Annotated in this window: 24 protein-coding genes, 1 tRNA gene and 1 riboswitch; of the genes, 15 read left to right on the top strand and 10 right to left on the bottom strand. The window is 57.6% G+C overall.

The genetic code is table 11. From position 1 onward, the window contains the following. Positions 1–197 precede the first annotated feature (197 nt). Positions 198–404: riboswitch (cobalamin riboswitch) on the bottom strand. A gap of 120 nt (positions 405–524) precedes the next feature. Continuing rightward, positions 525–1,835 carry an MFS transporter gene (locus tag ACYVGU_RS06855; RefSeq protein WP_460621418.1) on the top strand — a complete coding sequence of 437 codons (1,311 nt, stop codon included), beginning with the start codon at positions 525–527 and terminating at the stop codon, positions 1,833–1,835. 9 nt (positions 1,836–1,844) lie between these two features. Here the strand turns inward: ACYVGU_RS06855 and ACYVGU_RS06850 are convergent, their stop codons facing one another. Continuing rightward, positions 1,845–2,258 (bottom strand): hypothetical protein, encoded by a 414-nt coding sequence (locus ACYVGU_RS06850; RefSeq protein ID WP_460621417.1) that lies wholly within the window; start codon positions 2,256–2,258, stop codon positions 1,845–1,847. A gap of 214 nt (positions 2,259–2,472) precedes the next feature. On the opposite strand from ACYVGU_RS06850, the gene ACYVGU_RS06845 reads away from it, so the two are divergent. After that, positions 2,473–3,027, top strand: a complete 555-nt coding sequence (locus tag ACYVGU_RS06845; protein ID WP_460621416.1) for a DUF2911 domain-containing protein — start codon at positions 2,473–2,475, stop codon at positions 3,025–3,027. Between the two features lie 131 nt (positions 3,028–3,158). Further along, entirely contained in the window at positions 3,159–3,686 is a 528-nt protein-coding gene (locus tag ACYVGU_RS06840) for a DUF2911 domain-containing protein (protein ID WP_460621415.1), read from the top strand. A 74-nt stretch (positions 3,687–3,760) separates the two neighbouring features. Here the strand turns inward: ACYVGU_RS06840 and ACYVGU_RS06835 are convergent, their stop codons facing one another. Both ACYVGU_RS06835 and ACYVGU_RS06830 read right to left on the bottom strand, forming a co-directional pair. Further along, positions 3,761–4,495 carry a TonB family protein gene (locus ACYVGU_RS06835; RefSeq protein WP_460621414.1) on the bottom strand — a complete coding sequence of 245 codons (735 nt, stop codon included), beginning with the start codon at positions 4,493–4,495 and terminating at the stop codon, positions 3,761–3,763. A gap of 51 nt (positions 4,496–4,546) precedes the next feature. Next, complete coding sequence (locus ACYVGU_RS06830; protein WP_460621413.1) at positions 4,547–5,521, bottom strand: tryptophan 2,3-dioxygenase; 975 nt, start codon at positions 5,519–5,521, stop codon at positions 4,547–4,549. A 270-nt stretch (positions 5,522–5,791) separates the two neighbouring features. Between ACYVGU_RS06830 and sdaAB the strand changes: the two genes are divergently transcribed. The 6 genes from sdaAB (at position 5,792) to ACYVGU_RS06800 (ending at position 11,881) form a co-directional block, all read left to right on the top strand. Then, on the top strand, positions 5,792–6,472 hold the full coding sequence (sdaAB, locus tag ACYVGU_RS06825; RefSeq protein WP_460611795.1) for an L-serine ammonia-lyase, iron-sulfur-dependent subunit beta: 681 nt from the start codon (positions 5,792–5,794) through the stop codon (positions 6,470–6,472). Positions 6,473–6,622: 150 nt separating this feature from the next. Beyond that, a complete protein-coding gene (locus ACYVGU_RS06820) occupies positions 6,623–8,137 on the top strand; it encodes a TolC family protein (protein WP_460621412.1) in 1,515 nt (504 codons plus the stop codon). A 114-nt stretch (positions 8,138–8,251) separates the two neighbouring features. Beyond that, positions 8,252–9,658 (top strand): efflux RND transporter periplasmic adaptor subunit, encoded by a 1,407-nt coding sequence (locus tag ACYVGU_RS06815; RefSeq protein ID WP_460611797.1) that lies wholly within the window; start codon positions 8,252–8,254, stop codon positions 9,656–9,658. Positions 9,659–9,888: 230 nt separating this feature from the next. Further along, the gene (locus ACYVGU_RS06810; RefSeq protein WP_460621411.1) at positions 9,889–10,878 is read left to right on the top strand and encodes an NAD(P)H-dependent glycerol-3-phosphate dehydrogenase; all 990 of its coding nucleotides are present in this window, start codon (positions 9,889–9,891) and stop codon (positions 10,876–10,878) included. 151 nt (positions 10,879–11,029) lie between these two features. Further along, positions 11,030–11,425, top strand: coding sequence for a DUF4259 domain-containing protein (locus tag ACYVGU_RS06805; protein WP_460621410.1), 396 nt, complete (start codon positions 11,030–11,032; stop codon positions 11,423–11,425). Positions 11,426–11,452: 27 nt separating this feature from the next. After that, a complete protein-coding gene (locus tag ACYVGU_RS06800; protein ID WP_460621409.1) occupies positions 11,453–11,881 on the top strand; it encodes an EamA family transporter in 429 nt (142 codons plus the stop codon). 51 nt (positions 11,882–11,932) lie between these two features. Here the strand turns inward: ACYVGU_RS06800 and ACYVGU_RS06795 are convergent, their stop codons facing one another. The 3 genes from ACYVGU_RS06795 to ACYVGU_RS06785 form a co-directional block, all read right to left on the bottom strand. Beyond that, on the bottom strand, positions 11,933–12,751 hold the full coding sequence (locus tag ACYVGU_RS06795; protein ID WP_460621408.1) for a phosphatase PAP2 family protein: 819 nt from the start codon (positions 12,749–12,751) through the stop codon (positions 11,933–11,935). A gap of 604 nt (positions 12,752–13,355) precedes the next feature. After that, positions 13,356–15,422 carry an ATP-binding protein gene (locus ACYVGU_RS06790; protein ID WP_460621407.1) on the bottom strand — a complete coding sequence of 689 codons (2,067 nt, stop codon included), beginning with the start codon at positions 15,420–15,422 and terminating at the stop codon, positions 13,356–13,358. 126 nt (positions 15,423–15,548) lie between these two features. After that, positions 15,549–15,971 (bottom strand): BLUF domain-containing protein, encoded by a 423-nt coding sequence (locus tag ACYVGU_RS06785; protein WP_460621406.1) that lies wholly within the window; start codon positions 15,969–15,971, stop codon positions 15,549–15,551. A 116-nt stretch (positions 15,972–16,087) separates the two neighbouring features. On the opposite strand from ACYVGU_RS06785, the gene ACYVGU_RS06780 reads away from it, so the two are divergent. Continuing rightward, entirely contained in the window at positions 16,088–16,954 is an 867-nt protein-coding gene (locus ACYVGU_RS06780) for a DNA/RNA non-specific endonuclease (RefSeq protein ID WP_460621405.1), read from the top strand. A gap of 142 nt (positions 16,955–17,096) precedes the next feature. After that, on the top strand, positions 17,097–17,471 hold the full coding sequence (locus ACYVGU_RS06775; RefSeq protein WP_460621404.1) for a 4-fold beta flower protein: 375 nt from the start codon (positions 17,097–17,099) through the stop codon (positions 17,469–17,471). Positions 17,472–17,586: 115 nt separating this feature from the next. Here ACYVGU_RS06775 and ACYVGU_RS06770 read toward each other — a convergent pair whose 3' ends face one another. After that, positions 17,587–18,111: a hypothetical protein gene (locus ACYVGU_RS06770; protein ID WP_460621403.1), complete on the bottom strand. Its 525-nt coding sequence runs from the start codon at positions 18,109–18,111 to the stop codon at positions 17,587–17,589. Positions 18,112–18,689: 578 nt separating this feature from the next. On the opposite strand from ACYVGU_RS06770, the gene ACYVGU_RS06765 reads away from it, so the two are divergent. Beyond that, positions 18,690–18,893 (top strand): hypothetical protein, encoded by a 204-nt coding sequence (locus ACYVGU_RS06765; protein ID WP_460611807.1) that lies wholly within the window; start codon positions 18,690–18,692, stop codon positions 18,891–18,893. A gap of 156 nt (positions 18,894–19,049) precedes the next feature. Here the strand turns inward: ACYVGU_RS06765 and ACYVGU_RS06760 are convergent. The 3 genes from ACYVGU_RS06760 to ACYVGU_RS06750 form a co-directional block, all read right to left on the bottom strand. After that, a tRNA-Thr gene (locus tag ACYVGU_RS06760) sits at positions 19,050–19,122 on the bottom strand. A 155-nt stretch (positions 19,123–19,277) separates the two neighbouring features. Beyond that, the gene (locus ACYVGU_RS06755) at positions 19,278–21,527 is read right to left on the bottom strand and encodes a DUF349 domain-containing protein (RefSeq protein ID WP_460621402.1); all 2,250 of its coding nucleotides are present in this window, start codon (positions 21,525–21,527) and stop codon (positions 19,278–19,280) included. A gap of 48 nt (positions 21,528–21,575) precedes the next feature. Beyond that, positions 21,576–22,142: a YqgE/AlgH family protein gene (locus ACYVGU_RS06750; RefSeq protein ID WP_460621401.1), complete on the bottom strand. Its 567-nt coding sequence runs from the start codon at positions 22,140–22,142 to the stop codon at positions 21,576–21,578. Between the two features lie 266 nt (positions 22,143–22,408). Here ACYVGU_RS06750 and pdxH point away from each other — a divergent pair, with 266 nt between their 5' ends. The 3 genes from pdxH to ACYVGU_RS06735 all read left to right on the top strand — a co-directional run bounded on the left by pdxH (position 22,409) and on the right by ACYVGU_RS06735 (position 25,078). Beyond that, on the top strand, positions 22,409–23,059 hold the full coding sequence (gene pdxH / locus ACYVGU_RS06745) for a pyridoxine/pyridoxamine 5'-phosphate oxidase (RefSeq protein ID WP_460621400.1): 651 nt from the start codon (positions 22,409–22,411) through the stop codon (positions 23,057–23,059). Between the two features lie 104 nt (positions 23,060–23,163). Continuing rightward, positions 23,164–24,486 (top strand): DUF1015 domain-containing protein, encoded by a 1,323-nt coding sequence (locus ACYVGU_RS06740; RefSeq protein ID WP_460621399.1) that lies wholly within the window; start codon positions 23,164–23,166, stop codon positions 24,484–24,486. After that, complete coding sequence (locus ACYVGU_RS06735) at positions 24,467–25,078, top strand: Maf family protein (RefSeq protein ID WP_460621398.1); 612 nt, start codon at positions 24,467–24,469, stop codon at positions 25,076–25,078. The genes ACYVGU_RS06740 and ACYVGU_RS06735 overlap by 20 nt, the downstream gene beginning before the upstream one ends. Position 25,079: the final 1 nt, after the last annotated feature.

Genomic DNA, 25,079 nt, shown 5'->3' with positions numbered 1-25,079 from the left:
GGAAAGGTGAAAAGTGAAACCACAGCTAGTGCTTTGGTCTGCCTCCGTGGGGTCCTGTTGCTAGCCTAAAATGCGCTTACCGAGGTGCTAGGTGCGTTCGTGCCTTTCACCCCCGCAGATACCTAGTAGTGGTAGAGGGATACTTCAACGAGCTCCATAGCAGCACCCGACAAGGCCCTCAAGTCGCGAAGGAACCTTCTCATCAACAGCGGCAGGCAGGTCTCCTGACTTGTACCCTGCTTTCCGCCCTTCTCACCCGGGTACATGCCGGGCAATGGGCTAACCGGAAAGCAGCCGCGGCCCGTAGGCCGCCGGTACTTACAGTAGCGCGTCTGTCCGGGAGTTGCACCCGGTTCCCTTTTTGTGTTGGCCTAGGGCCAGCAACCTGCCGCTCGTCTGACTGGAATAACAGACAAAGAACGATTCGCCAAAGGTAGCAGAACCTGGCACAGGTGCGCGGACCACTGCCGGCGCTTACTGGTATTCCGCTATTTTCGGCCGCTGGCTTTCCTAGCATCCTTCTTATGGCTCATTCTGTTTCTCAGGCGCCGCGCACCATGGCCTCGCGCATCCGCTCCATTTTTAGCGGTTCCGTGGGCAACCTAGTGGAGTGGTACGACTGGTACGTGTACTCGGCGTTTGCCTTGTATTTCGCGCCGGCCTTCTTTCCGAAGGGCGACCTTACGGCGCAACTCCTTAACTCGGCGGCCATTTTTGCAGTGGGCTTTCTGATGCGGCCGCTGGGCGGTTGGCTGATGGGCGTGTACGCCGACCGCGCCGGACGCAAGGCGGCGCTGCTGGCCTCGGTGCTGTTGATGTGTGGCGGCTCCTTACTCATTGCCCTCACGCCTTCTTACCAGCAGATTGGGGTAGCGGCGCCGGTGCTGCTGGTGCTGGCGCGCCTGCTGCAGGGCCTGAGTGTGGGCGGCGAGTACGGCACCTCGGCTACCTACCTGAGCGAAATGGCCGACCAGCGCAACCGGGGCTTCTTTTCCAGCTTTCAGTACGTCACCCTGATTGCTGGGCAACTGCTGGCCCTGTTTGTGCAGCTAGGTCTGCAACAGGCCTTAACCTCCGACCAAATGTACGCCTGGGGTTGGCGGGTGCCTTTCGGTATTGGAGCGGCCGCGGCCCTAGTAGCGTTGTATCTGCGGCGCGCCATGGAAGAAACCGATGCCTTCACCCGCCACGCCACCACCGACGAAGCGCAAGCAAACAAGCCCAGCCAGCTAACCTTGCTGCTCCGCCACCCGCGCGAAGTTCTGACGGTGGTGGGGCTTACCTTGGGCGGCACGGTTGTGTTCTACACCTTTACTACCTATATCCAGAAGTTTCTGGTGAATACCACGGGCTTCACGAAGGGGCAGGCGACGCTGGTTTCCTTTGGTGCCCTAGGGGTAGCGATGCTGCTGCAGCCATTGCTAGGTGCCATTTCCGACCGAATTGGGCGGCGGCCGGTGCTCCTGTTTTTCGGGGTAGGTGCCACATTGCTAACCGTGCCGCTGCTGAAGGCCCTGGAGCATGCTTCCGGGCCCGGCGCGGCGTTTGGGTTGCTTGTGGTGGCACTGGTAGTAGTCAGCGGCTATACATCCATCAATGCAGTGGTAAAAGCCGAGCTATTTCCGACTGAAATCAGAGCCTTGGGAGTAGGGTTGCCGTATGCGCTTACGGTGGCCATCTTTGGAGGTACTGCCGAGTACATTGCCCTCCTGGCCAAGGAGCGCGGGGTAGAGCAGTGGTTTTACTGGTACGTGACGGCCTGCGCTGCCGCTTCCCTGGTTGTGTACCTACGCATGCCCGACACCCGCACTACCTCCCGCATAGAGGCCGAGTAGCGCCGCGAATTACTTCACGGTGAGGGTGTCTGTGAGCACGGCATTATCAGCTTTGAGAAAGTGGACCACGTATTTGCCGGGTTGCGCCGCCGTGAAGGTATACGTGCCCTTATAGTCGGTTTTCGTTTGCGCACACACGCAGCCCTCGTACCGAACCAGCGGGCTCAGGTAGATATTGTTGCCCTGGCGGTTTTCCTCCAGCTTTACAAACTGGCCGCAGCTGTTCACAATCGGGATGGTGTAGTATACTTCCAGCGGGGTGCTGGTAGTGCCGGTTTTTACGCTGGAAAGCGCGCTTACAGGCGCTAGCACGTTCGTGACGCAGGAGTCTTCCTTCTGCTCCAGGGACTGGCAGGCACCCAGCAGGGTAGGAAGCGCAAGGAGTGTCAAAAACTGTATTTTTTTAGGAAACTGAAAGGACATACGGTGTAAGTAAATGAAAAGCGATTACGTAGTAAGAGTGAGTATGCTAGCGGAAAGGTTGCATTTTTCGGGGCGTTTTAACGCAACATTGGCAAAGAAAGCAACCTGCTCAACGTAGTTAAGGTATAATTCTTGCTCTAAGGTTCCCTCCTTCTTATCCACACTCGGTACGGGACTGTAATTCAGGTTCCCGGTTCATTCTTACATGACTCTCATGTCCTATATGCACCCGCTCACGCGGTATTTTAATCTGCTGACGCTTCTGCTACTGGTAGGAGTTGCGGCTTGTACTCAAGAAAAAAATCCAGAAGAAAAGCCCACTCGCCCCAGTCCCCAGGCCACGGTAACTGGCGGCGTAACCAATGCTACCTTCACCATTCGCTACAGCCGTCCCTCAGCTAAGGAGCGCAAGATATTTGGGGGCCTAGTTCCGTATGGCCAAGTGTGGCGCACCGGGGCTAATGAGGCTACTACCTTCACCGTAACCGAAAACGTGCTGGTGCAGGGCCAGCCCTTGCCAGCCGGCACCTACGCCCTGTTCACCATCCCGACGGAAAAATCCTGGACAATTATTTTCAACCAGACCCCCAATCAGTGGGGCGCCTACGAGTACCAGCCGGAGCAAGATATCCTGCGTGTGCAAGCCAAACCGGCGCCTACCACTGGCCTGGTAGAGCAGTTTCTGATAACGGCCAACCAAGCCGGTGAGGTAACCCTGGCCTGGGAGAATACTCAAGTCAGCTTTGTGGTACGTGAGGCCCCGCAGTAGCCGCTTTGGGTAATTGGTTGGTTATAAAGCGCTAATCAGCTTTGCGTTAGGTATTAATCATTGCGTTGCGTCGGAATTTTTACTAGCTAGCTCTTGACTCTCAAGTGTTCATCCATCAAGCCTTACTGCCCATGAAAACGCTACCTGCCCGTATTATTTTCACGCTGAGCTGGCTGTGCCTGATGTTGCTGATGGCACCGGCTTTTGCTCAGAATCCCGCCGAAGACAAGTCGAAGCGCCCGAGCCCGGCTGCTACGGTGACGGGAGCCGACTTTACTATAGAGTACAGCCGCCCTTCCATGAAAGGCCGGAAAATCTTCGGGGAGCTGGTGCCTTTCAGCCAGGTGTGGCGCACCGGAGCCAACGAGGCTACTACGTTTGAAGCTAAAAAGGCCGTTACCATCAATGGCCAAGCATTGCCTGCTGGCAAATATGCCTTATTTACCATCCCTACGGAAAAGGAGTGGACCATCATCTTCAACAAAACAGCTGAACAGTGGGGCTCCTATAAGTACGATGCCAAACAAGACGCCCTTCGGCTGAAGGTGAAGCCCACAAATACCCTGCAGCCCGTGGAGCAGTTCACCATCTCCACCGACAAAGCTGGAGTGGTAACTATGGCCTGGGAAAACTCTCAGGTTAGCTTCACAGTGAAGTAGATAACAATCCGGCGCAACGCACTTCGGGCCGCTACCCCTCTCCGTAAGGTGAAATGGTAGCGGCCCGAAGTGTTTTACATCATCCTGAAGTTGATAGGAACCTCAACTACCGTTGCCACTGGCTGCTGCTGAAGCAGCGCCGGAAGCCACGCGTCTGGAATGAGCTTTACCACGCGTAGTGCCTCTTGGTCGCATTCCGGGCTGATGCCGGACTTTATCCGATGGCCAGACGCATGACCTTGCGCATCCACAATAAACTCAATACGAACCTCACCTTGGGTTCTCTTGCGCATAGCCTGCACCGGATACCTCATCTGGGAGCCCATGGCGGCATGCATGGCCGCCTGCCCGCCCACGTACATAGCCGGCCGATCCAACAACGACTGTTTGGTTTCAGAGCCGCTTACTACTGTGTACAAGGTGGCGCGCTCTTTGGGAGTTACGAGGGCATAGCGCAGTTGCTGGCTGGTGTAGTCGTAGGTCTGGATAAGGGTATCACCGCGCGAGTAATAGTCCCAGGCGCCTACTTTCTGGCCCCTCGAAAATGTGCCCTTTGCCGCCCGCGTACCATCCCGGTTGTATTCAGTCCAGGTGCTGTCGGGGAGCCCTAGCTTATAAAACCCGGTAAGGCTAGGTTGAGCTCCCCGCATACGGGTGAAAGGCCCGTGTTTTACGCTGGGCTTGCTGCGCAATACGTAGTATGTTTCCTTTTCGTAGCGCCCCAGCTGGGTTTCCACTTTTTTGGTTTCTTGGGCAGCTCCCGCAGTGGCAACCAGGACCAAGGAGGCAAGCAAGCCGGGTATTTTCATACTAGGTACGTATATCGAGTAAAGTGTATGTAGTGTAATAGCAAAGAACTATTAGCCGCCCAGCACGCTTTCCACCCATGCTTTGCCCCAGTCAGCAAGGTCTTCTTGGGTCCAGAGCTGAGGATAGAAAATGCGGCGCTGGAACTTGGGAGGCAGATACTGCTTCCAGTTAGTGCCACCGGTAGCAGCAATGGCATCGGGGCGGCGCTCGAGGTAGCGCACCGCCGACTTGTAATGCATCAGGGGCCAGTTTACGTTTACGCACACATCCAGCTGCTTAAGCTGGCGCAGCAGGCGCGGGTGCTGCTGGCCCTCGGGCCCGGGCGGCAGGCGCTGCACCACGGCCCACACGTTGCGGCCTTCAAAGTGGCGGGCGTGCTCCAGTAGCTTTTCGCCGTATTTCTTCTCGAACTCTACGAGGGTTAGCGCTTTGGCTCCGGTTTCCACCACCGTCGCGCCCGATTTCCAGTAGATGCAGCCCATTAGCTCATCGTGGGCGGCGGCTTCGCCTAGCAGGCGGCGGCGCTCCTCGGGTACAAGGTTGCTGAGGCTGGTGCTGGCTAGCTCAATCATGCGGTACTGCACGCTCTGAAAGCCGGAAGCCGGCATCAGGGCCATCCGGAACTGCAGAAACTGCTGCTTGTCCATGCCGTCCACCATCACATCAAACGAGTCGATCAGGTTTTCGAAGTAGCGGTTAATGCGGCCCACGCGCAGCACAATTTCCTCCACGGTTGGCTGCTGCAGGTTGCCTAGCTGCTCGTACTCGCACAAGCACAGCTGGAAATACAGCTCCGTAATCTGGTGGTAGATGATAAAAATCCGCTCGTCGGGGATGGTGGTCAGAGGGCGCTGCAGGCTTAGCAGCGTATCCAGCTGAATATAGTCCCAGTAGCCCAGGTAGCGGGTGTGGTAGAGGCCTTCGAGGTAGCCGGCCAGATCCTGGTCATCGGCGGAATAGCGCTCCTGCAGGCGCCGAAGCTGGGCCACAACGGCTGGCGAAAATTCTTCTTCCAAAGAGGTCATAGGGAAAGGGCGGAGGGTAGAGAGTAGTGGGTGCTACGTTGCAAAGATGGCAAAATACCAACGATGGGTTGAGCGGCTGCGAGGGGGTAGTAAAACATTGTCTCGGACCGGGCTTGCTGGCTGCCGCCGGTGTGCTTTGCCTTACGCTGCTTTCTCCCCCTAGGTATTTGTCTGAGCCCAACCTCCCGGCCAGAGGCCGCCCCGGAAGTCAGCACGCTTTTCTTATCTATATTACACCATCTCATCATTTCCTATACCTTTACCGCGTATATGGCAGAGAAATCCAGTATTTTCGACATGATTGGGCCCGTGATGATTGGACCCAGCTCTTCGCACACGGCCGGGGTAGTGCGGATTGCGCGGGCGGCAATCCGCATTTTGGGCAGCACGCCCACGCATGCTACCATCACCTTCTATAATTCCTTTGCCCGCACCTACGAGGGCCACGGCTCCGACCGCGCCATTGTGGCCGGGCTGTTGGGCATGAATACCGATGACGTGCGCATCCGCGAGGCCTTCGACCACGCCCAGGAAGCCGGCCTGCAGTACACCTTTCAAGGAGTTGGCAACGCCTCAACCATGCACCCCAACACCATCCGGCTGCAGCTGCGCGACGAGCGTACGGGCCAGGCCGTGGAGGTTATTGGCCAGAGCCGGGGTGGGGGCGTTATCCGAATTGTGGAGGTGGATGGGTTTCCGTCTGACTTCTCTGCTTCTCTGCACACACTCATTATTGATGCCGACGACGTGCCCGGCTCTATTGCCTTTATTGCCTCGGTCATTGCCCACGATGAGTGCAACATTGCCACCATGTTCGTGTCGAGGAAAGGCAAGCACGACGCGGCCCGGCAGTTTATCGAAATTGACTCCGGCCTGCGCGATATTACCCTGGAGTATCTGCGCCAGCTACGCTGGGTGCACCGCGTAACCTATATCCCTACCATCGACTAGCGGCGGAATCTATCCGGTTAACGGCGTTTTTTGGCTGGTTGGTTGATTTGCAGCAACATTGGAGCTAGCAGTCAGATACCTTTGGTGGCCTAGGCCACCCGCCGCCAGCATCTGAAAGGCCCCGTATCCTAACGCCAACTACCTCTCCTTATGAAGCGTTTTTATTGGCTGTTGCTGAGTGCCTCAGCGAGCCTGCTGCCAACGTTGGTGCTGGCTCAGACCCCCACCGCTCCGAATCAGCCCCCGGCAGGAGCGTTAGCCGCGGCCGTCCCGAGCGGCCCCTGGAGCCTGCAGCGTGCTATTAATTATGCCCTGCAAAACAACCTGACGGTGCGCCAGCAGCAGCTAACCTCGGAGCTGCAGAACGCCACGCTGCGCCAGAGCCGGGCCTCTTTGCTGCCCACGGCCAACCTTTCGGGCACGCAAGCCTGGAACTACGGTACCAGCCTTGACCCGCTTACCAACGACTTCGTCAGCCAGACCATCCGCTCCAACAACTTCTCAGCCAACACCCAGCTAACGCTGTTTTCGGGGTTTCAGCTGCGCAATACGGTGAAACGCAACGCGCTGGAGTCGGAAGCAACGGTGCTGGATATTGAGAAGGCGCGCAATGATTTGTCGTTGAACGTAGCGTCGGCCTTTCTGCAGTTGGTGCTGGCTGAGGAGCTAGTACGCACCAACGAAGTGCGCCTGAGTAGCACCAAAAGCCAGGTGGAGCGCACCCAGAAGCTGCTGAAGGCCGGCTCGGTTCCGGAAAGCAACCTGCTGGATATTCAGGCTCAGCAAGCCTCCGACGAGCTTAACGTGATTACGGCCCAAAACCAGCGCGACCTGGCCCGCCTCTCGCTTACGCAGCTACTCAACCTGCCGTCGCCGACGGGCTTCCAGATTGAGGTGCCGCCGCTGGCTGACCCCGACGACCAACCGCTGCTGGCGGCTGACCCCGACGGAACCTACCAAACGGCGCAAAGCCTGTTGCCCGAAATCAAAGCCGCCGACTTACGCGTACGCTCCGCCGAGCGCAACCTCGACATTGCCCGCGGAGCCTACTACCCCCGATTAGCCTTCGGAGCCGGCATTTTCACGGGTTTCTCCTCGTCGCGACTGGCACGCGTGTTTAACGGCGACTCCACGGATGCGGTGCAGGTGCCGGTGTTTCAGCCGGGGCTTAACGGATTGCCGGCCCCTAGCCAGTATTTCCTGCTGCAGCCCAGCCAGGCTATTCCTGACTTTCTGCCCTCCAAGTTCTCAGATCAGATAAAGGACAACTTGGGTAAAAGCCTACAGTTCTCGCTGCAAATCCCTATTCTCAACGGCCTGCAAACGCGCACCGGCGTGCAGCGCGCCCAGATTACCATTCAGCAGCAGGAGCTACGAGCCGAACAAACCCGCCTGCAGCTGCGCCAGAGCATTCAGCAGGCGTACGCCGATGCCATTGCCGCCCAGCGCCGCTACCTCTCGGCGCGGCGCCAAGTGGAGGCCCTCACCACAGCCTACCGCAACTCAGAAATCCGCTTCAACAACGGGCTGCTGAACGGCACGGAATTCAACATTGCCAAAAATAACCTGACGGCAGCCGAGTCGACGATGATTCAGGCCAAGTATGAGTTTATCTTCCGCAGCAAGGTGCTTGACTTCTACCAGGGCCGGCCGCTTAGCTTGTAAGTAGGTTTCACCGGTCGGAAGACCTAGTACTTTCGTGGTCGGGCTCCTGAAGTAACCTGGCTTCCAGAAGTTGCTTTATCAGCTCTTACGTTTTACGTTTCTAAGTCTGTTTAAATGAAAAATAACCGCACTATATACATCTTGCTGGCAGTGTTGCTGGTAGTGGTTGGCGGCGTCTTGGTAGCGAAGAAGAAAGGTTGGATTGGCAAGCCACCTGGCACGGAGGTGTTGGCGGCGAAGGCCGCTACCGCCACTATTGTGGAGAAGGTCAGCGCCTCGGGCAAAATTCAGCCCGAAACAGAAGTGAAAATTTCCCCCGACGTATCGGGCGAAATCACGGAGCTGTACGTGGAGGAAGGCGATTCTGTGAAAAAAGGCCAGCTGCTGCTCCGCATTCGGCCCGATAACTACCAGGCCATGGTGAACATGCAGTCAGCTACGGTAAACACGCAGCGCGCCAACGTAGGCCAGACCCAGGCCCGCTTGCAGCAGCTGCTGGCTAACGCCAAGCAAACCGAGTTGGTGTATCGTCGGAATGCCTCGCTGTTCAAGCAGAAGGTAATTTCGCAGGCCGATTATGAGGCCAGCAAGGCTGCCTACGATGCCTCGCAGGAAGAAGTAAACTCGGCCCGCCAGAGCATTCGGGCGGCCCAGAGCACGGTGCGCAGCGCCCAGGCCAGCCTCGATGAAGCCCGCCGCAACCTCGATAAAACCACTATTTACTCGCCGGTAAGCGGCACCGTAAGCAAGCTCAATGTGAAAAAGGGCGAGCGGGTAGTGGGCACCTCCCAGATGGCCGGTACCGAAATTATGCGCATTGCCAACCTCAACAACATGGAGGTGCGGGTGAGCGTGAATGAAAACGACATCATCAACGTGGACCTCGGCGACTCCGTGGATGTCGAGGTGGACTCCTACGCCAGCCAGGATCAGAAATTCCGCGGCCTAGTAACCAGCATTGCCAACACGGCTAAAGATGCCCTAACGGCCGAAGCCGTAACCGAATTTGAAGTGCGCATCCGGTTGCTGCCTGAGTCGTACCGCCAGCTGCAGCGCTCCGTAAAAGGCCGCACCATCGTACCGTTCCGCCCCGGCATGACGGCTTCCGTGGATATCATTACCAACCGCAAGGCCAACGTGCTAAGCGTGCCCCTGGCCGCCGTAACCACGCGCTCCGACAGCACTACCACGGCTGCCAAACCTGGTACGCCCGCCGTGCAGGTGAATCGGGGAGGGGCCGCTCCGGCTGCCGCGGCTGGCGCTCCAAAAGCCGAGGTGCAGGAGGTAGTTTTCCTGATTCGTAACGGCAAGGCCGTAATGACGCCGGTAAAAACTGGTATCAGCGACTTCCAGAACATGGAAATCATCAGTGGCATTCAGGCCGGCGACCAGATTGTGAGCGGACCGTTCCGGGCCGTGTCCAAAACGCTGAAAGACGGCGCGCTGGTGGTTATCAAGGATGCCAAGACCTTGGACAAAGCCGCCCTAAAAGAAGATGCTTCCGACGAAGGCGACAAATAAGTAAGCGCCGGCTTCTCGTTCAGATTGAGCCCGTAACGTATAACCAGGGGCCGCCGCTGCAGCACGCAGGGGCGGCCTCTCGTTTTTTTTGGCTAAGATTGACCTGTCGGTGAAATGCTGCGGCTAGCGAAAGGGGAGTGCGTGTGCCCACCGCGCGGCCTGCGCCCTGGGCGCTACCCTAAGTTATCCGCCTCATTTCCCCTTATTCCGTACTTTACCAATTCCCACCCTTGGAAAAAATAGCCATGCTTGGCGGCGGCTCCTGGGCCACCGCGCTGACCAAAATTCTCTCTGAAAATGGCAGCCGCATTCACTGGTGGATGCGCAGCAAGGACGACGTGCAGCACCTGTTGCGCACCCGCCACAATCCGCGCTACCTCTCCTCTGTAGCTGTTGACCTAGACCGTGTACACCCCACCACCGACCTGGAAGAGGCTGTGCGGGATGCTGATTGGCTGGTGCTGGCGGTGCCGGCCGCCTTTGTGCAAAGCACCCTCGATAAGCTGGACCGTGACACGCTGAAAAACAAGCGCGTGATTTCGGCCATTAAGGGCATGATTCCGGGCAAAAATGTGCTCGTGACGGATTATGTGGCCGAGCGCTTTCGGCTCTCGCATAGCCGCGTGGGGGTAGTGGCTGGGCCGTGCCATGCCGAGGAAGTGGCGCTGGAAAAGCAAAGCTACCTCACCATAGGCTCCCCGGACATGGAGCTGGCCGAGGACTTCTGCCGCCTGCTGCGCAACCGCTACGTAAAAGCCAACCCGGCCCAAGACTTGGATGGCATTGAGTACTGCGCCGTAATGAAAAACATCATTGCCCTCACCTGTGGCATTGCCCACGGCCTGGGCTACGGCGACAACTTTCAGGCAGTGCTGGTGAGCAACGCCGTGCAGGAAATCCGCCGCTTTGTGCACGCCCTCAACCCGCAGCCGCGTGACTTGTCGGCCTCCGCCTACCTAGGCGACTTGCTGGTAACGGCCTACTCCCAGTTTTCGCGTAACCGCACCTTCGGCAACATGATTGGGCGCGGCTATAGCGTCAAGTCGGCGCAGATGGAAATGAACATGGTGGCCGAGGGGTATTATGCCGTCAAAAGTATTTACGAAATCAACCGGAAGCTGCAGGTGAACATGCCCATTACCATGGCGGCGTATCATATTCTCTATGAGAAAATTTCACCGGCTATTGAGCTGGAGCTGCTAAAGGAAAAGTTTAAGTAACGATTCAGAAATGGCGAGCTAACTACTCCATAACAAGTGAATTGCATCTTGAAAAATGCCTAGGTAGCATTTGCCCACGAACCGCCACTGCGGAACAAATTGGTAGTTCTCACGTCTGCTAAATACTGCTTCACTTCTAACCCATCCATCTATGAGCACCTGGGGCTACTTTAACTTCGACAATGATGTCGCTGCGGATTTCGCCGGCAGCTTTCGGGACAACCCCGACGATAGTGCACTACGCCAGGCTCTGGAATTGGTAGCGGCCGAGGATGGCTCGACTCTGGCCGATGACACCAGCGAAGCACTAGCTGCCGCCGAAATTGTGGCCGCTATTCTGGGCAAACCTTCCCGCGACTTTCCGGCCGACTTGCTGCTAGTAATCGGGAAGATAGATGGCCGACGGGGGGAATATATGCGCGAGTTGGCCCAGCAGGCTGTCAGCAGCATCCTGCGCAACTCGGAATTGCAGGCCTTCTGGACTGGTACCGATGACGCCAAAAATTGGCAGCACCTGCAGAAAGAACTTCTCGAACGGCTGAAGTAAGTCGCTCAGCCAACTTAGTTATTACGTATGCCCTGGCTTTTACTAGCCCTGCTCACGGCCCTGTGCCTGGCCGGATACAACTTTTTTATCAAGCTGGCTTCGGGCCATATTTCTGCTGCTGCTGGCGCTGTGATTTTGCAGTTGGTAGCGGCGGCACTAGGCGGGATATGGCTACTGTGGTTGCGCCTGAAGGGCCAGCCGCTGGATATCAGTAGCACGGGCGTAGGGTTGGCGGCCTTGGCAGGGCTAGGCGTAGGCTTGGCCGAAATCCTGACGTTTGTTGTGTTTGGCCGCGGCGTACCATCCTCGGTAGGTACGCCGGTTATTGTGGGCGGCTCGGTGCTCCTGACGGCGGTATTGGGCCTGGTGGTGCTGCGCGAAGCCTTATCCTGGTCGCAGGCCCTGGGGCTGGTGAGCATAGTGGTGGGCATAGCACTGCTGGCCCGCGGGCACTAAGTGCCGCTTCAAACCAGCAGAGCCGCTAGGTCGGTTAATGCTGGCAACCGGTTATTGTGGCCGCCACGTGAGGGAGAAACCGGTGGTGCCGCCCGGCCAGGTCATGGGGCTGGCGTGTAGTCCGGCTAGGCGCGGCTTGCGGCCCCAGCGGTTGCGGTGCGTCAGGTACCCCAGGTGGGCCGATAAGATGCCAATGCCGGCGCCGGCCACCACATCAGACTGCCAATGCCGGTTATTGAGCATGCGTAGTGCCGCCACGCTAGTTGCTACGGTGTAGGCCCCTACGCCGTACCATTGGCTTTTGTGCCGAAACTCGGTGTGCACAATGCTAGCCGCCAGAAACGCCTGCGCAGTGTGGCCCGAAGGAAAGGAGTTGCGGGTGCTGCCATCAGGCCGAAGCACATTGGTGGTGTTTTTCAGGCCCAACACCAGGGCCCCCATGATTACCTCCGACTTTACGATAACCAGGACTGTGTTAAGCCGGTCGTTGCGCGACTCCACGCCCGCCAGCGTGGCGGCAGCCAACTCCAGGTACGGCACAAAAATCAGGGCATCATCTACGCGGGTATGAAAGCCAGGAAACTGCTTTTGAATGTCGCGGCGCGCATCGAAGCTGCTGTAGAAGCCGTTGTTATTGATGGTAGATGCCCCGTAGCCGATAAGAAGCGCGGGCACAATAGTGGCCCGTACTAGCTTGCCCTGGTACCAAGGGCGCTTCGCTTCCGCCGGAATGCCGCCTGGGTTTTCATACTTACGGGTTGTGTCGGCGGGTTGGGTAGCGGGGGATGGCAGTACCTGAGCGGCCAGCGGCGCCATACTAGCAGCACTCAGCAGCACGCTCACCGTAGCCCTGCGGATAGAAACAAACATTATACGAAAACCTGGAGGTGAAAGCAACGAGGGCGCGCTTTGCTAGCATAACTACTAGCCCGCTATCTGGCTACAAGTTTACTTGTATTTTGCGATGCTGCCTTGTTGCCGCCCTAGGTTTATACTCAGCTGAAACCGGCGCAAAACTCATAAAACCGCAAAGGCCAGTGCTGTACGCACCGGCCTTCAGGTAGCTTGGTTGTGGAAAAGGGGAACGGGGACGAGTGAGGCAGCAGAAGCAATGCGCTCCTACTACCGGAGGGATATACAAAAGTGCGGTGCTAGCGGCCACAAGCCAAGGTAAACTACCCGCTATTTGTGACAGAAGAATCCGGAAGCAGATTGCTGCAGAATGAGAAGCAAGCTGCATAAATTGGTCAAAATACGCCTTTTTGTATGCTATTGTAAACAGAAAATACCTGCAAACTGTGACATGGCGAATTTGTAGTGCTTACAGGTTTCTGCATTCGCTAGGGCGCGGAAAAGCAGTAGCCCTTGCTTGTCGCCACGCAGTCGGTACTCGTAAGGTTTTACTGCCGGAGAAACTGCGCTTCGCCTAGGGGAAGCACCAACTCCGGTGGTAATCAGTTAGCTAGCTGCTAGGCTAGCTGAGCACGGCAACCGGAGCGGGCAAGGTAATAACGTACTCGGTGCCTTCGCCCAGCTGGCTGTTGATAGTAAGCGAGCCGCCATGTCCTTTCGTGATGATGTCATAGCTCAGCGGCAAGCCCAACCCGGTTTCTGCCGCTGCCTCCGTGCCGGGAAACCGGTTGAAGGCAGTAGCCAACGCATGCGGCGGGAGGCCTGGCCCATTGTCCCGGACCCGCACTTCCACAGTGTTTTCGTGGCGTTTGGTGATGAGCTCCACCTGCGGGATGTAGTCTTCCTCGGCGGCGCCCAAGCGCTGCTGCACCGCGAGCAATGCCGCGCTGAATATGCCTACCAGCGCCCTCCCCACATCCTGGCGCACTACCTCTACGGTAGCCACTGCCGGATCTAGGCGGGGAAGCAGAGCGGCATTGAAGTAGCGGTTTTTAGCGCGCAGGTCATGGTATGCCAGTCGCAGGTATTCTTCGGCCAGAACGTTGAGGTCGGTCGGCTGGCGAGGGCCGCCGCCTTCCTGCGAGTACTCCAACATGCCGCGCACAATGGACTCAGCCCGCTGCCCATGATGCATGATTTTGGTTTGATTTTGTCTTAGGTTCTGGAGCATCTCGTCCAGAATTTCCCGGTCGTAGGTCCTGACGCCGGAGCGGAGTAATTCCTGCCGCACTTCTTCACAAAGTTCCGCGCTGATAGCGGCAAACTTGCGCACGCAGCTCACGGGGTTTTGTATTTCGTGCGCCACGCCCGCCATCAAGGCCCCCAACGAGGCCATTTTTTCGCGCAACACCAGTTGGCCTTGTGTGATTTTCAGCTCCTGCAGCGTACGCGCCAGGCTGTCGCGCTGGGTGGTCAGCTCCCAGGTTTGCTGCGTTACCTTCTCATTCAGATCTGATAGGCGCCGGTTGGCATACTGCTGCTGGCGGTTGTTGCGCCAAAGCAGCACCGATATCAGGAGCAGGACCCCAACCCCAGCCAGTAGGGTGGCCATGCGCACCTGCTGGCTGAATTCCGCCTGTTCCGCTTCTAATTTCCGCAGGCGCTGCTGCTCGGCAAACCCAATGGCATCGAGTTGTTTAATGCGGCGCGGATTGTATAGGCTATCTTGCGCCATTTGCATTACCCGCATATATTTCAGGGTGCTATCGGGCTGGCGACGCTCCTCAAAAGACTGCGTGAGCATGGCGCTGGTCCGCGCGATGCCCACCACAAAGGGCAGTTCCTGGCCCAGTGCCAGCGCTTTTCGGGCGTAATAAATGCAGGAGTCGGTCTGATGCTCATCCTGATACAGCTCCGCCATGTACTGATAGGCCCGGCTGGCGCTGCGGCGGTCGTTTTCAGGAATGGAGGCACCTACGCTACGCCGGTAATAGGCTTTGGCGGCTTCTCCGTGCTTTTGCTCCGCCTGCAGCCGCCCGAGTTCCCGCAACACATAAGGGGCCGGATTGCCCCAGCAGCTGTGGTGCACGCTCTGGGAGTGGGCAGTATGGTGCCAGGCCTGGTTGAGGTAGAAGGCAGCCGAGTCAAACTTTCCGAGCCCGCCGTAGCTAGCCCCAATATTGGTCAGAACGCTGATTATCTGCGACGTGTCCTGAGTCTGAATCTGGTCATATAAGTTCTGGGCCCGGAAAAAGTAGCTGAGCGCAGGCCGAAAATCATCGAGCGCGAAATAAAGCAGGCCGGTTTGATTGAGCGTCCGGGCGGTTCCTTCCAGATCGTGGCTGAGCTCATTTAGCCGCAGGGCCTGCAAGTCTATACGCAGCGCCTGCGGCAGATTACCCCGCTCGCCCATCAAAATAGCAATCCGGGAAAGGCAGCGGCCTTCGCCCTTCGCGTAGCCAATGCGGCGCGCCAAGGCCAGACCCTGGCGGGCATACCACTGCACCGAGTCGAAGTGAGAGTAGCGGTACGTGGCGGCCAGATCAGCCAGCAGCAGTACCCGTGCCGTATCGGAAGTAGCACGGGCCAGGGCTCGTTGCAGGGGGCGAGACTGGGGGCTTTGGGCCCGTGCAACCTGCACAGATAGGAGTATAGCCAGCAGTACTCCTCCCAAATAGCGTTGAATCATGAGGGAAGGTACGCAAGTGAATCGGCCGTGAAAAATCTGGCCGCTCCACGGAGCAATACTTGTCCGGCGTATATGGCTGTTTACAAACGTGCCGACCAAGGGTAGCCAGCACATGTATCCGGTTGCTTACTTGCTTGAACCTAGCATGTAGGTTTGCATCAGGTTTAGCAGCAGGGAATCGGCCGCGCTTAGGCCGTCGCGGGTAAGTTGCAGATTGGCAGGGGATAGGTACCCAGCCAATTGGGCAAATTGCTCGGCTTCTAAGGGTACAAAGGCCATCGACCAATCAGGAAAACTGCGATGTTCAACGTGCTTATCGGCAATTTTTACAACACTGGCATGGCGCGAATCCTCGCTGATTCTATCGTACAGGGCCTTTATATCCGCCTCATTGCCTTCCAGCAGCTGCATAAACTCCCGGTTATGATACAGGAGCAAGCCAGTGATATTCTGTTGCGCATTGTGCAGGCGGGCATACGTCAGCAGTTCCTGGAGCTCGTTATCGGTGAATGGATGCGTGGCAGTACTGCTATAAATGAGATGATGCATACGGGCAAGCCTGATAAATACGTAGGAATACTACCTCTAAACAGGGGCGTGGGTTTCCTGTTAGGGCGCTTAACAAGCTAAACCATTCTTATAGTTCAGCTGCCTACCTTTAGGCAATGTTGTACGCACTACCCCGGTTGCGGCCAGGAACCTGCCTGGCGCTGCTGCTGGCCGGCCTGTGGGCCTCTGCCTGTTCCTCCGCTTCCGATGATCCGACACCCGAAGCACAGGCCGATCATCTGGCCCTAGGCAACCCCAGCGGCGCAACCCCCGACACCAATTCGCCCCAGAATTATCTGCTTCTGAAGCCCGAATACGCCCTTTCCTATCACCGCGACCAAGGCAAGCCCAATTGGGTAAGCTGGCACCTTGCGGCCAGTTGGCTAGGAAACAGCACCCGGCAGGATGACTTCCGGGCCGATGCCAGCCTGCCCGCCGGCTGGTACCAAGTGCAAGCCAGCAGCTACACCGGGTCCGGCTTTGACCGGGGCCACAATTGCCCCTCCGCCGACCGTACGGCTACGGCATCCAGCAATTCGGCCACCTTTCTGATGACGAATATGATGCCGCAGGCGCCGCGCAACAACCAACAGACGTGGGCCACGCTCGAGGATTTTTGCCGCCGGCAGGTAAATGCCGGAACCACCGAGCTCTACATTATCTGTGGTAGCTACGGCCGCGGCGGCACCGGCTCCAACGGCTACAAAACCACCCTGGACCAGGGCCGCATTACGGTGCCTGCCCGCACCTGGAAGGTGATTGTGATATTGCCTACTGGCACCCGCGACGCCACCCGCGTGACGACTGCTACCCGCGTTATTGCCGTTGATATGCCCAATAACCAAACCCTCAGCGCCGACTGGGGCAGCTACCGCACCAGCGTCGACGCCATCGAAGCGGCGACGGGGTACGACCTATTTTCAAACGTAGCACCCGCGGTGCAGGCAGAGGTAGAACAGCAGGTAGATACGGGCGCCCTATAGCAGCAACGCCCGTTTACAGCAGTAGCAGGCCTAGTAAGTTCGTCGCAGCTTTCCAGGAAGCAATAGGTAAACGCAGGAGGCCACCCAATCCGGCCCGATACCGGTGTTCGTTTATACAGTAGCTAGGCTTATTGCTACTGTTATGATACCCCTTTTCAACAAGGCTGGCGTTGCTATTGCCTTCGCCGACGACAACTGCCAGGCTATTTTTGATGCGCAGGGCAAAGTGCTGGCCTGGTTTGATCAGGAGTTGTTGTATGCCACCACGGGCCGGTATTTGGGGTGGGCTGAGCTGGGCTGGATTTATGACCGGGACGGACAACCCGCTCTCTTTACAGAAACTGCCTTCGGCGGATTGCCGCGGCCGCGGCTGCAGCCCGTGAAGGCCGAGGTAACAGGGCGGCTTCGGTGGGCTCAGCTACCTAGTAAACCGGTGTTGCGCCAACCCCGCCCCGCTCGCCGGACGCGGGTGCGCCACTGGTCGTTGGTGTCCGCTTTGTCGTATTTCCAGCAGTAGGTTTTGCCGCCATAGTTTTGGAGCAGTGTTGTCACACCGAGGCCATGTTAGCCCTGCCAGCGGAGGTTTGAAGCCCAAAAGGCTAGGTTGAAAATCAACGGGAAGCGGCAAGCACTTACTGCGGAATTCCGAGGTTTTTGCCGGCTTTGTTCTGCTCTTCTAGCTGCAGCGCCCGTAGCTTTTTGCTGTAGATGAAAATGGTAGCGTCGTTACTGGCCGCATTTTCGTCGTAGCTCAACGTCACTGTTTTGCCGTTCCAGCCATAGCGCGACTGATAGGGGTTGCGCTGCACGCCGGGGCCATATGCCCCGCGAATGGCCTCGAGCACGTGGTGGCTGTTGCGGCTGCCTTTGGTTTCCAGAATCACGACGGCCAGCCGACCCTTATAGAAGCCATAGCGGATTGAGGAAAGCTCGCCTTCTCCCAGCGTTTTTACATCACTCGTCCGCCGGTAGAACTTCGTGTCGCCGCCATTTTCTGCCAGTACCAGGTCCTTGTATTTGTTAACTGTCGATTCGAAGCGTGCACCCCGAAAGCCATAGCGTTCATCAAGGGTTGCTATGTCCGGGGTTGCCGTTTGTGCGGAGGCTAGTAAGCAGGTTTGCAGCAGCAGGAAAAGGAAGGTAAGAAGCTTTTTCATGGCAGAAAGAGGTTTAGCTGAACCAGAGCGTTGCGTGCATCCGGCAAAATAGGCCTGGTGCGGGCGGCTGTTTTCTGTATTCCTCTCTCCCTCAGATGCCTTTTTTTCTGATGCAGCGCTCGGTTTTCAGCAACCCATATCTGGTAGGGGGGCTGCAATTAGTTTCCTAGGGCTCTGCTTGCCGTGAAGGCCCAGCCGCGCTGTCAATGTCACAAAAGACCCAAACGTGGCCTTTTTATAGTTCTGTTTAGCAGGCATCTTAGAGTATTCAAACTGCTATTAGGACGCCTCTATGAAATTACTACTACCGATTCTTCCTCTAGTTCCTACCTGGTCATGTGCCGGCCATTTTTCACTGCCTGACTCGCTCAAGAAACCATCTGGGCGGCCTGCAAGGTGTACCGAAACCTGTGGTGTGTTGTAAGTGAAACCTTCTGAACAGCCGTTGTTGCCCGCGCTGGAAGGCTGCCAACCGCACGGCATGCACGCGCAACAACGTGCAAGAAGAGCTTTCCATGCTAGTGTCACGATCAGGCTCTGAAGTTGAAAACAGGAATCAGGAAATTAGAAATCACCAGATGACGTACGACCCCAAATATGGCCCGGCTGCCCAAACGCCGCAGCAGCGGGCGTATGTGCTGGCGCAAATGCAGGCCGCGCACCCTACTATGTTTAAGAAAGCAACGGGCTATGCCGCCCAGCTATATCGGCGCTATGTGCTGGGGGAGTTAAGCTGGCTGGATGTATGCGCCCTGCGCGACGCGCCCACTTCACAGCCCTAGCTAAGGTAGGGCTGACAAGCAGTGATTTGAAGGCAGCCAAGAATCCCTTAGTCTGCGCCCGTGGTACCTATTGCCCAAAGAGCGCACTGCTAAGCGGCCTATTAACAAAAAACGCCTTGCAAATCATTGATTTACAAGGCGTTTTCACACTCTATGAGCCTCCTGCCGGGATCGAACCAGCGACCTACTGATTACAAGTCAGTTGCTCTACCAGCTGAGCTAAGGAGGCGTTGAAGTAGCACAAAAGTAGTGTTTACACGGTCCGACGCAAAAAAAAACTGTGTTTTTTTAGCGCAATTACAGTAAGTGCCTGAACTTCCGAATAATAAAAAACGCTCCCATTCAAAGAACAGGAGCGTTTTGGTAGCTAGCGGAAGCCTTTGGTTAGCTTCTGACCAGTTTAAGCTGGCGTTTGAGCCCATCAATTCGGGCCTGTGCCTCGTCGATTCGGCCTTGGTATTCTTCCCGCAGCTGGCCGGCGTTCTTCGAGCGGGCAAAGAACTCGAGGTTGGTGCGCAGCGTGGAAATGTCGTTTTCCAGCTCGTTGATTTCACGGCGCAGGGCCTGCTCTTTTTTGTAGAGAAGCTGCTGCGCGTCGGGGGCGGCCTTGAGGCGCTCTACCTGCAGGTTGAACAGCAGGTCGGCGCGCTCGGCGTAGGAAAGACCCGGAACAGTGTCGAGGTATTTGCCCATCAGGGCCTGGAACTTCTCCTCCGCGCGTTCGGCGTTGCGAGCTGCACCATCAAACGAGCGCCAGGCCTGCACCTGCTCCTGGAAGCCTTCCAGAGTGCCCGGCTGATCGGCCGACAAAGCAGCAACTGTTTCGGCTATTTGTTGCAGGTGCTGAGTTTGCTCCTGGCTTAGCTGATGGGCATGATGTTCGCGCTGGCGAGTTTCTTCTTTCTTCCGGTCAAAGAAGGAGTCGCAGGCAGTGCGGAAGCGGTTCCAGACTTTATCCGACTGCTTCTCAGGTACCCGGCCAATCAGCTTCCAATCCTTCTGCAGACGAATAACTGTTTCGCGGGCTTCTTCCCAGTTAGGATTTTGAAGGGCGGCTTCGGCCTGCTCACAGAGCTCGAGCTTGCGCTTCAGGTTGGCGTTTTTCTCCTCATCCAGCGCTTTGAAAAACTGATTTTTACGCTGGAAAAACCCTTTGTAGGCTCCCCAGAACTGCTTGTTCAAGGATTCGGCTTTCTCCCGGGGTACTAGCCCAGCGGCATCCCATTCTTCCTTTAGCTTTTGCAGCTCATCGGTTTTGGAACGCCACTCGTTTACCCGTTCGGTTTGGAAGTCGCCGTAGGGTAGTAACTGCGCCAGCAAGGCAGATTTGCGCTCCAGATTGGCGTTTTCCTGCGTCTGGCGGGCCGTGAGAAATTCTTTTTTGCGATCATGAATCTGCTCCGAGGCCTGCAAGAAGCGTTGCCACAGGGTTTCGCGCTGCTCATTCGGAACGGGGCCAATATGCTTCCATTCCTCATGCAGCTGGCGCAGCTCCTGCAAGGCTTTGTTAATGCTGGGTTGCTGCTGCAGAGCCTCGGCGCGCGTAATCAGCACTTCCTTGGCCTCTAGGTTGCGGCGGCGGTCCAGCTCCTTCATTTCAAAGAACAGGCCGCGGTTGTTGTAGTAGATATCCAGCAGGGCGTGGTAGCTGTTCCAGAGCTCCTGCGCCTCTTTCTGAGGAACCGGTCCGGTTGCTTTCCAATCATTCTGGAGCGCTTTGATGCGCGCCGAGCTATCCTTGGTTTCGGCTGACTCCACTAGCTGCCGCAACTGCGACAACAGGTATTGTTTGTGCGAGAGGTTTTTGGCGCGCTGTTCGTCTTCGGCTTTGGCGTCACGCGCACGGTTGTCGCGAAACTCCTGCATGGCTTTTACTAGCTCCTCATGGCCGGCCGGACCGGCGTAGGAAAACTCATCGGCGTGGCCACCTGCCTCCGTGAAGCGCTGCCGAGCCGAGGTACGGTCGGTCTGAACGGTGGCATCATACTGCCGATACAGGTCCGCAATCTGCTTGCGGTTCTGGGCAGCATCGGGGCGGCGTAGTAGTGCCAGCAAATGGGCCGCCTGGCCAGCCAGATCAAGAGTGCTAAAGTCAGGGCCGGCTACTTCGGGCACGTATTCTTCAGCTTCTTCCGACGGGGTTGCTGCATTGGAGGCGGCGGGCTGTTCTGAAACTGAGGATATGTCTGAAGCCGTTGACTGTGCCTCAGTAGCAGCACTGGGCGCAGTTTCAGCTTCGGAAGTTTCCGCAGGGTTTGGGGCGGGAGTAGGGCTAGTAGCTGCGGAGTCGGCGGGCGTGGTGGTGCCGTAATGCGCTACGGCGCGGGCAGCACCGGCTGAGCTCACTTCCGGGCTGTCATCGGGCAAATGGGTGATAGATTCCGCTGTGGCAGCCGCTTCTGGCTGAATAGCAGCTGGTGTAGCCGTTGCGTCGGCTTCTGGCTCCGCAGTGCCGGCGCCAGCTGGCTCGGGTGCCGTGGGCGGTGGGCCCTGTGCGGGGCGCTCCGTTATATCCTCGGCATCAGGATTTTGTCGTGATTCTATTTCAGCCAGCCGACGTTCCAGAATACTCTGTGGCGACTCCGAATTGGCATCGGAAGGAGCGGGGGCGTTGGTATTTTGTTCGGGTAGCATACGAGTCAGCAGGAAACCCCCACAAACGGTGGGGTGGGTGATAGGCGCTTAATTTAGGCGGGGGTCGGTGGGATAATTGGACAGCACACGGTAGCGGCCGCCTTTTTCCCGCAGGATAGACTGCCAAAAGGCATCAGTATCCAAAGTAAATACTTTATCGGCAGCATTGGGGTGCACAATCCAGACATTTTCCCGCACCTCCTCCGCCAGTTGCCCAGCAGTCCAGCCAGAATAGCCCACGTACAAACGGATGGCATCCGGCTCGGTGCGGCCGGAAATGAGCTGCTCCAGCAACTGCCGGAAGTCGCCGCCCCAGTACACATCGTGGCCGAGGTCTACGGCCTGAGGCAGATCAGGCTGCATGTGGAGGTAGTGCAGGGTATCGGCCTGCACGGGGCCGCCAATGCCGAGCGGAACATGCGCGGCGGGCAGGGTTTGGCCCCCGGGCAGCTCTAACACATCGCCGAGCTGCAGGGAAGCCTGGCGGTTGAGAACCAGGCCGAACGAGCCTTCCTCATCAGAATGGCTACATAACAACACGACAGTGCGCTCAAAATTAGGATCACCCAGAAATGGCTGAGAAATCAATAGGCTACCGGGACGAAGACGGGGCATCGGGAGCGGGGGTTGATGGGTGAAGACAAATGGGAGGAGGCCAGGCGCACTATTAGTAAGTACGGAAAAGATTCCGACTGTTGCAGCCTGGGCTTGGTGCTAAGAGTACGCTGGTAAGGGGGCCAGAGGTTCCGCGAGCCGCCTGCATTGTGCTACCTTGCATCGGAATTATGATGCACAAGCCCGTGGGCCGGCCTGAAAACCGCCTGACTTTGGTAGTTGTTGCATGCAGGTTGCTGCTTTCCCAGCTCTTTATTACTCGACTTATGACTGATCCGCAACTGGCGGCCCTGCGCCAGACGTATTCCCAGCGCACTCTCACGGAAGATCTCGTGCTTCCGGATGCCGTACGCCAGTTTCGGGCCTGGCTCGATGAGGCCATTGGCGCGCAGCTGGACGAGCCTACGGCCATGACGCTGGCTACCGTAAACGAGGCCGGCCAGCCCGCCGCCCGCATAGTGCTGCTGAAAGGGCTGCCCAATGACGAAGGCTTTCTATTTTACACCAACTATGATTCTCGCAAAGGGCAGGAGTTGGCTACTAGCCCATTGGCCGCGCTAACCTTTTTTTGGCCTGGGCTGGAGCGGCAGGTGCGCGTAGAAGGCAGAGTGGAAAAGGCGCCGGAATCGGTATCGACAGAGTACTTCCAGAGCCGGCCCCGGGCCAGCCAGATTGGGGCCTGGGCCTCGCCGCAGAGCCAGCCCATCCGGAGCCGGGAGGAGCTGGAACAGCGCGAGCAGGAACTGGAGCAGCGCTTTGCAGGCCAAGAGGTGCTGCCGCGCCCGGCACACTGGGGCGGCTATGTGCTGCTGCCGCAGCGGGTGGAGTTTTGGCAGGGCCGTCCCTCGCGCCTCCACGACCGGATTGTGTATGAGCGCGTAGGCCAGCAGTGGCGCCTGAGCCGCCTAGCCCCCTGAGGCTCGCTAACCCGGCCGCAAACCCAAGCGAGGCAAGCGGCTACTAGGTGCTTGCTCGGCGCCAACCCTATATTGCATGTATCATCCCCTCACCCAAGAAAAAGTTGGCTGAAATTCAACCCGTGCGCGGCTGGCGCTATAACGCCGAATTAAGCCGGCAGATTGATGCGTACGTGTCGCCTTTGTTTGATGTCGTGTCGCAGAAGCAGCGGGAAGCGCTATACCGGAATCCGCTCAACAGCATTCATTTGTCGGTGCCGCGGGGTGGGGATCCAGCCGGCGAGGCGTTAGTGCGGTTGCAGGAGTGGCAGCAGCAGGGCGTGCTGGTGCAGGATGAGCTACCCGGCATTTACGTGTACTACCAGTATTTCCGGCTGCCGGGCAGCACCCGCGAATACTGCCGCAAAGGGTTCATGTGCCACATCCGGGCCACCGACTGGACCGAAAACCAGGTGCTGCGCCACGAAAACACGCTACCCTCTTCCGTAAATGACCGCGCCGAGCTACTAGCCCGCACCGAGTTTCAAACCAGCGCCACCCACGGCCTGTACCGCGACGAGGAGTTTGAGCTGGAGCGCTACATGGATGAGGCCATGCAGGACCCGCTCTACCAGACGGAAGAGGACTATCAGGGCGCCCGCGACGTGCTGGCCGTAATTCAGGATGTACACATTATCCGGCGGTTTCAGGAGCTGGTAGGGGCTAGGCAGGTGATTCTGGCCGATGGGCACCACCGCTACGAGGGCTCTTTGGCGTACCGGAAGGCGCGGCGTATGGCCGCCGGAGCGGCGTACACGGGCCAAGAAATCTGGAACTTCCATCTGATGTACCTCACGAATGCCGCCGCCGATGATTTGCGGATTTTGCCCACGCACCGGCTGGTGCTGGAGCTGCCCAATGGGCTTACCTCCGAGGAGCTGCTAGCGCGTCTGGAACCCTACTTCACCTTGCTACCCCTCGACGACCCGTATGACCTGCCGGAGCGTATTGCCGGCAAGCCGTGGGCGTTTGGGCTGTATTTGGGCGAAGGACAAGTGTATAAAATTCGGCTGCGGCCTGAAGCCCACGCCCTGCTAGACTGGCCCACCACTCCGGAGGTTAAAAACCTGGACTTAACGGTGCTACACTACTTTGTGCTCGAAAAAGCCCTGGGTATTGTGGGGCCTGAAGAGCAGCGGCAGTGGCCCGGAGTGGCCTATGTGCGCAACTTTCCGGAGTGCCTGTCTAGAGTTGACCGCGGAGAAGCCCGGGCCGCTCTGATAACTAATGAAGTAACCATGGAGGAAGTAGAGCGTGTGTGCCACTCCGGCGCCGTGATGCCGCCAAAATCCACCTTTTTCTACCCCAAAACCATCGGCGGCTTCCTGTTCAGCAGTATCCGCGACGAAGAAAACCTTTCGCCTTTTTATGCTGCATTCCGCTCCTAATCCTGCTGCCGGCGCCCCTAGGCTGGTGCTGGCCTCCAACTCGCCGCGCCGCCGCCAACTGTTGCTGGATTTGGGGTTGCGCTATGAGGTGCGGCTGCGCGAGGTAAATGAAAGCTTCCCACCGCATTTGGTCCGCGCCGAAGTGGCCGAATACCTGGCCGCCCATAAAGCCGCTGCTTACGCTCCCGACCTGGCCCCCGATGAGTTGGTTATTACAGCCGATACCATTGTGTGCCTGGAAGATGATGTGCTCAATAAACCCGCCGATGCGGCCGAAGCAGTACAGATGCTGACCCGCTTGCAGGGCCGCGCCCACGACGTGTTCACGGGCGTGTGCCTGCTGCACGGCGACGGCCGCCGCGTGGTGTTCTCCGACCAAACGCGGGTGCATTTTCGCGCATTAAGCTCTGCGGAAATTGAGCACTACGTAGCCCATTATAGCCCCCTTGACAAAGCCGGGGCGTATGGCGCTCAGGATTGGATTGGCATGGTAGCCGTCACGCGGCTGGAAGGCTCGTACTTCAATGTAATGGGCCTGCCTGTGCACCGCGTATGGGAAGAGCTGGAAAAGCTAGGTGCCGTAGGGGTTTAAA

It is taken from the genome of Hymenobacter tenuis (genome assembly GCF_054780495.1).
The sequence above is the reverse complement of the archived record's forward strand: the minus strand, read 5'-3'. Positions and strand labels throughout refer to the sequence as shown.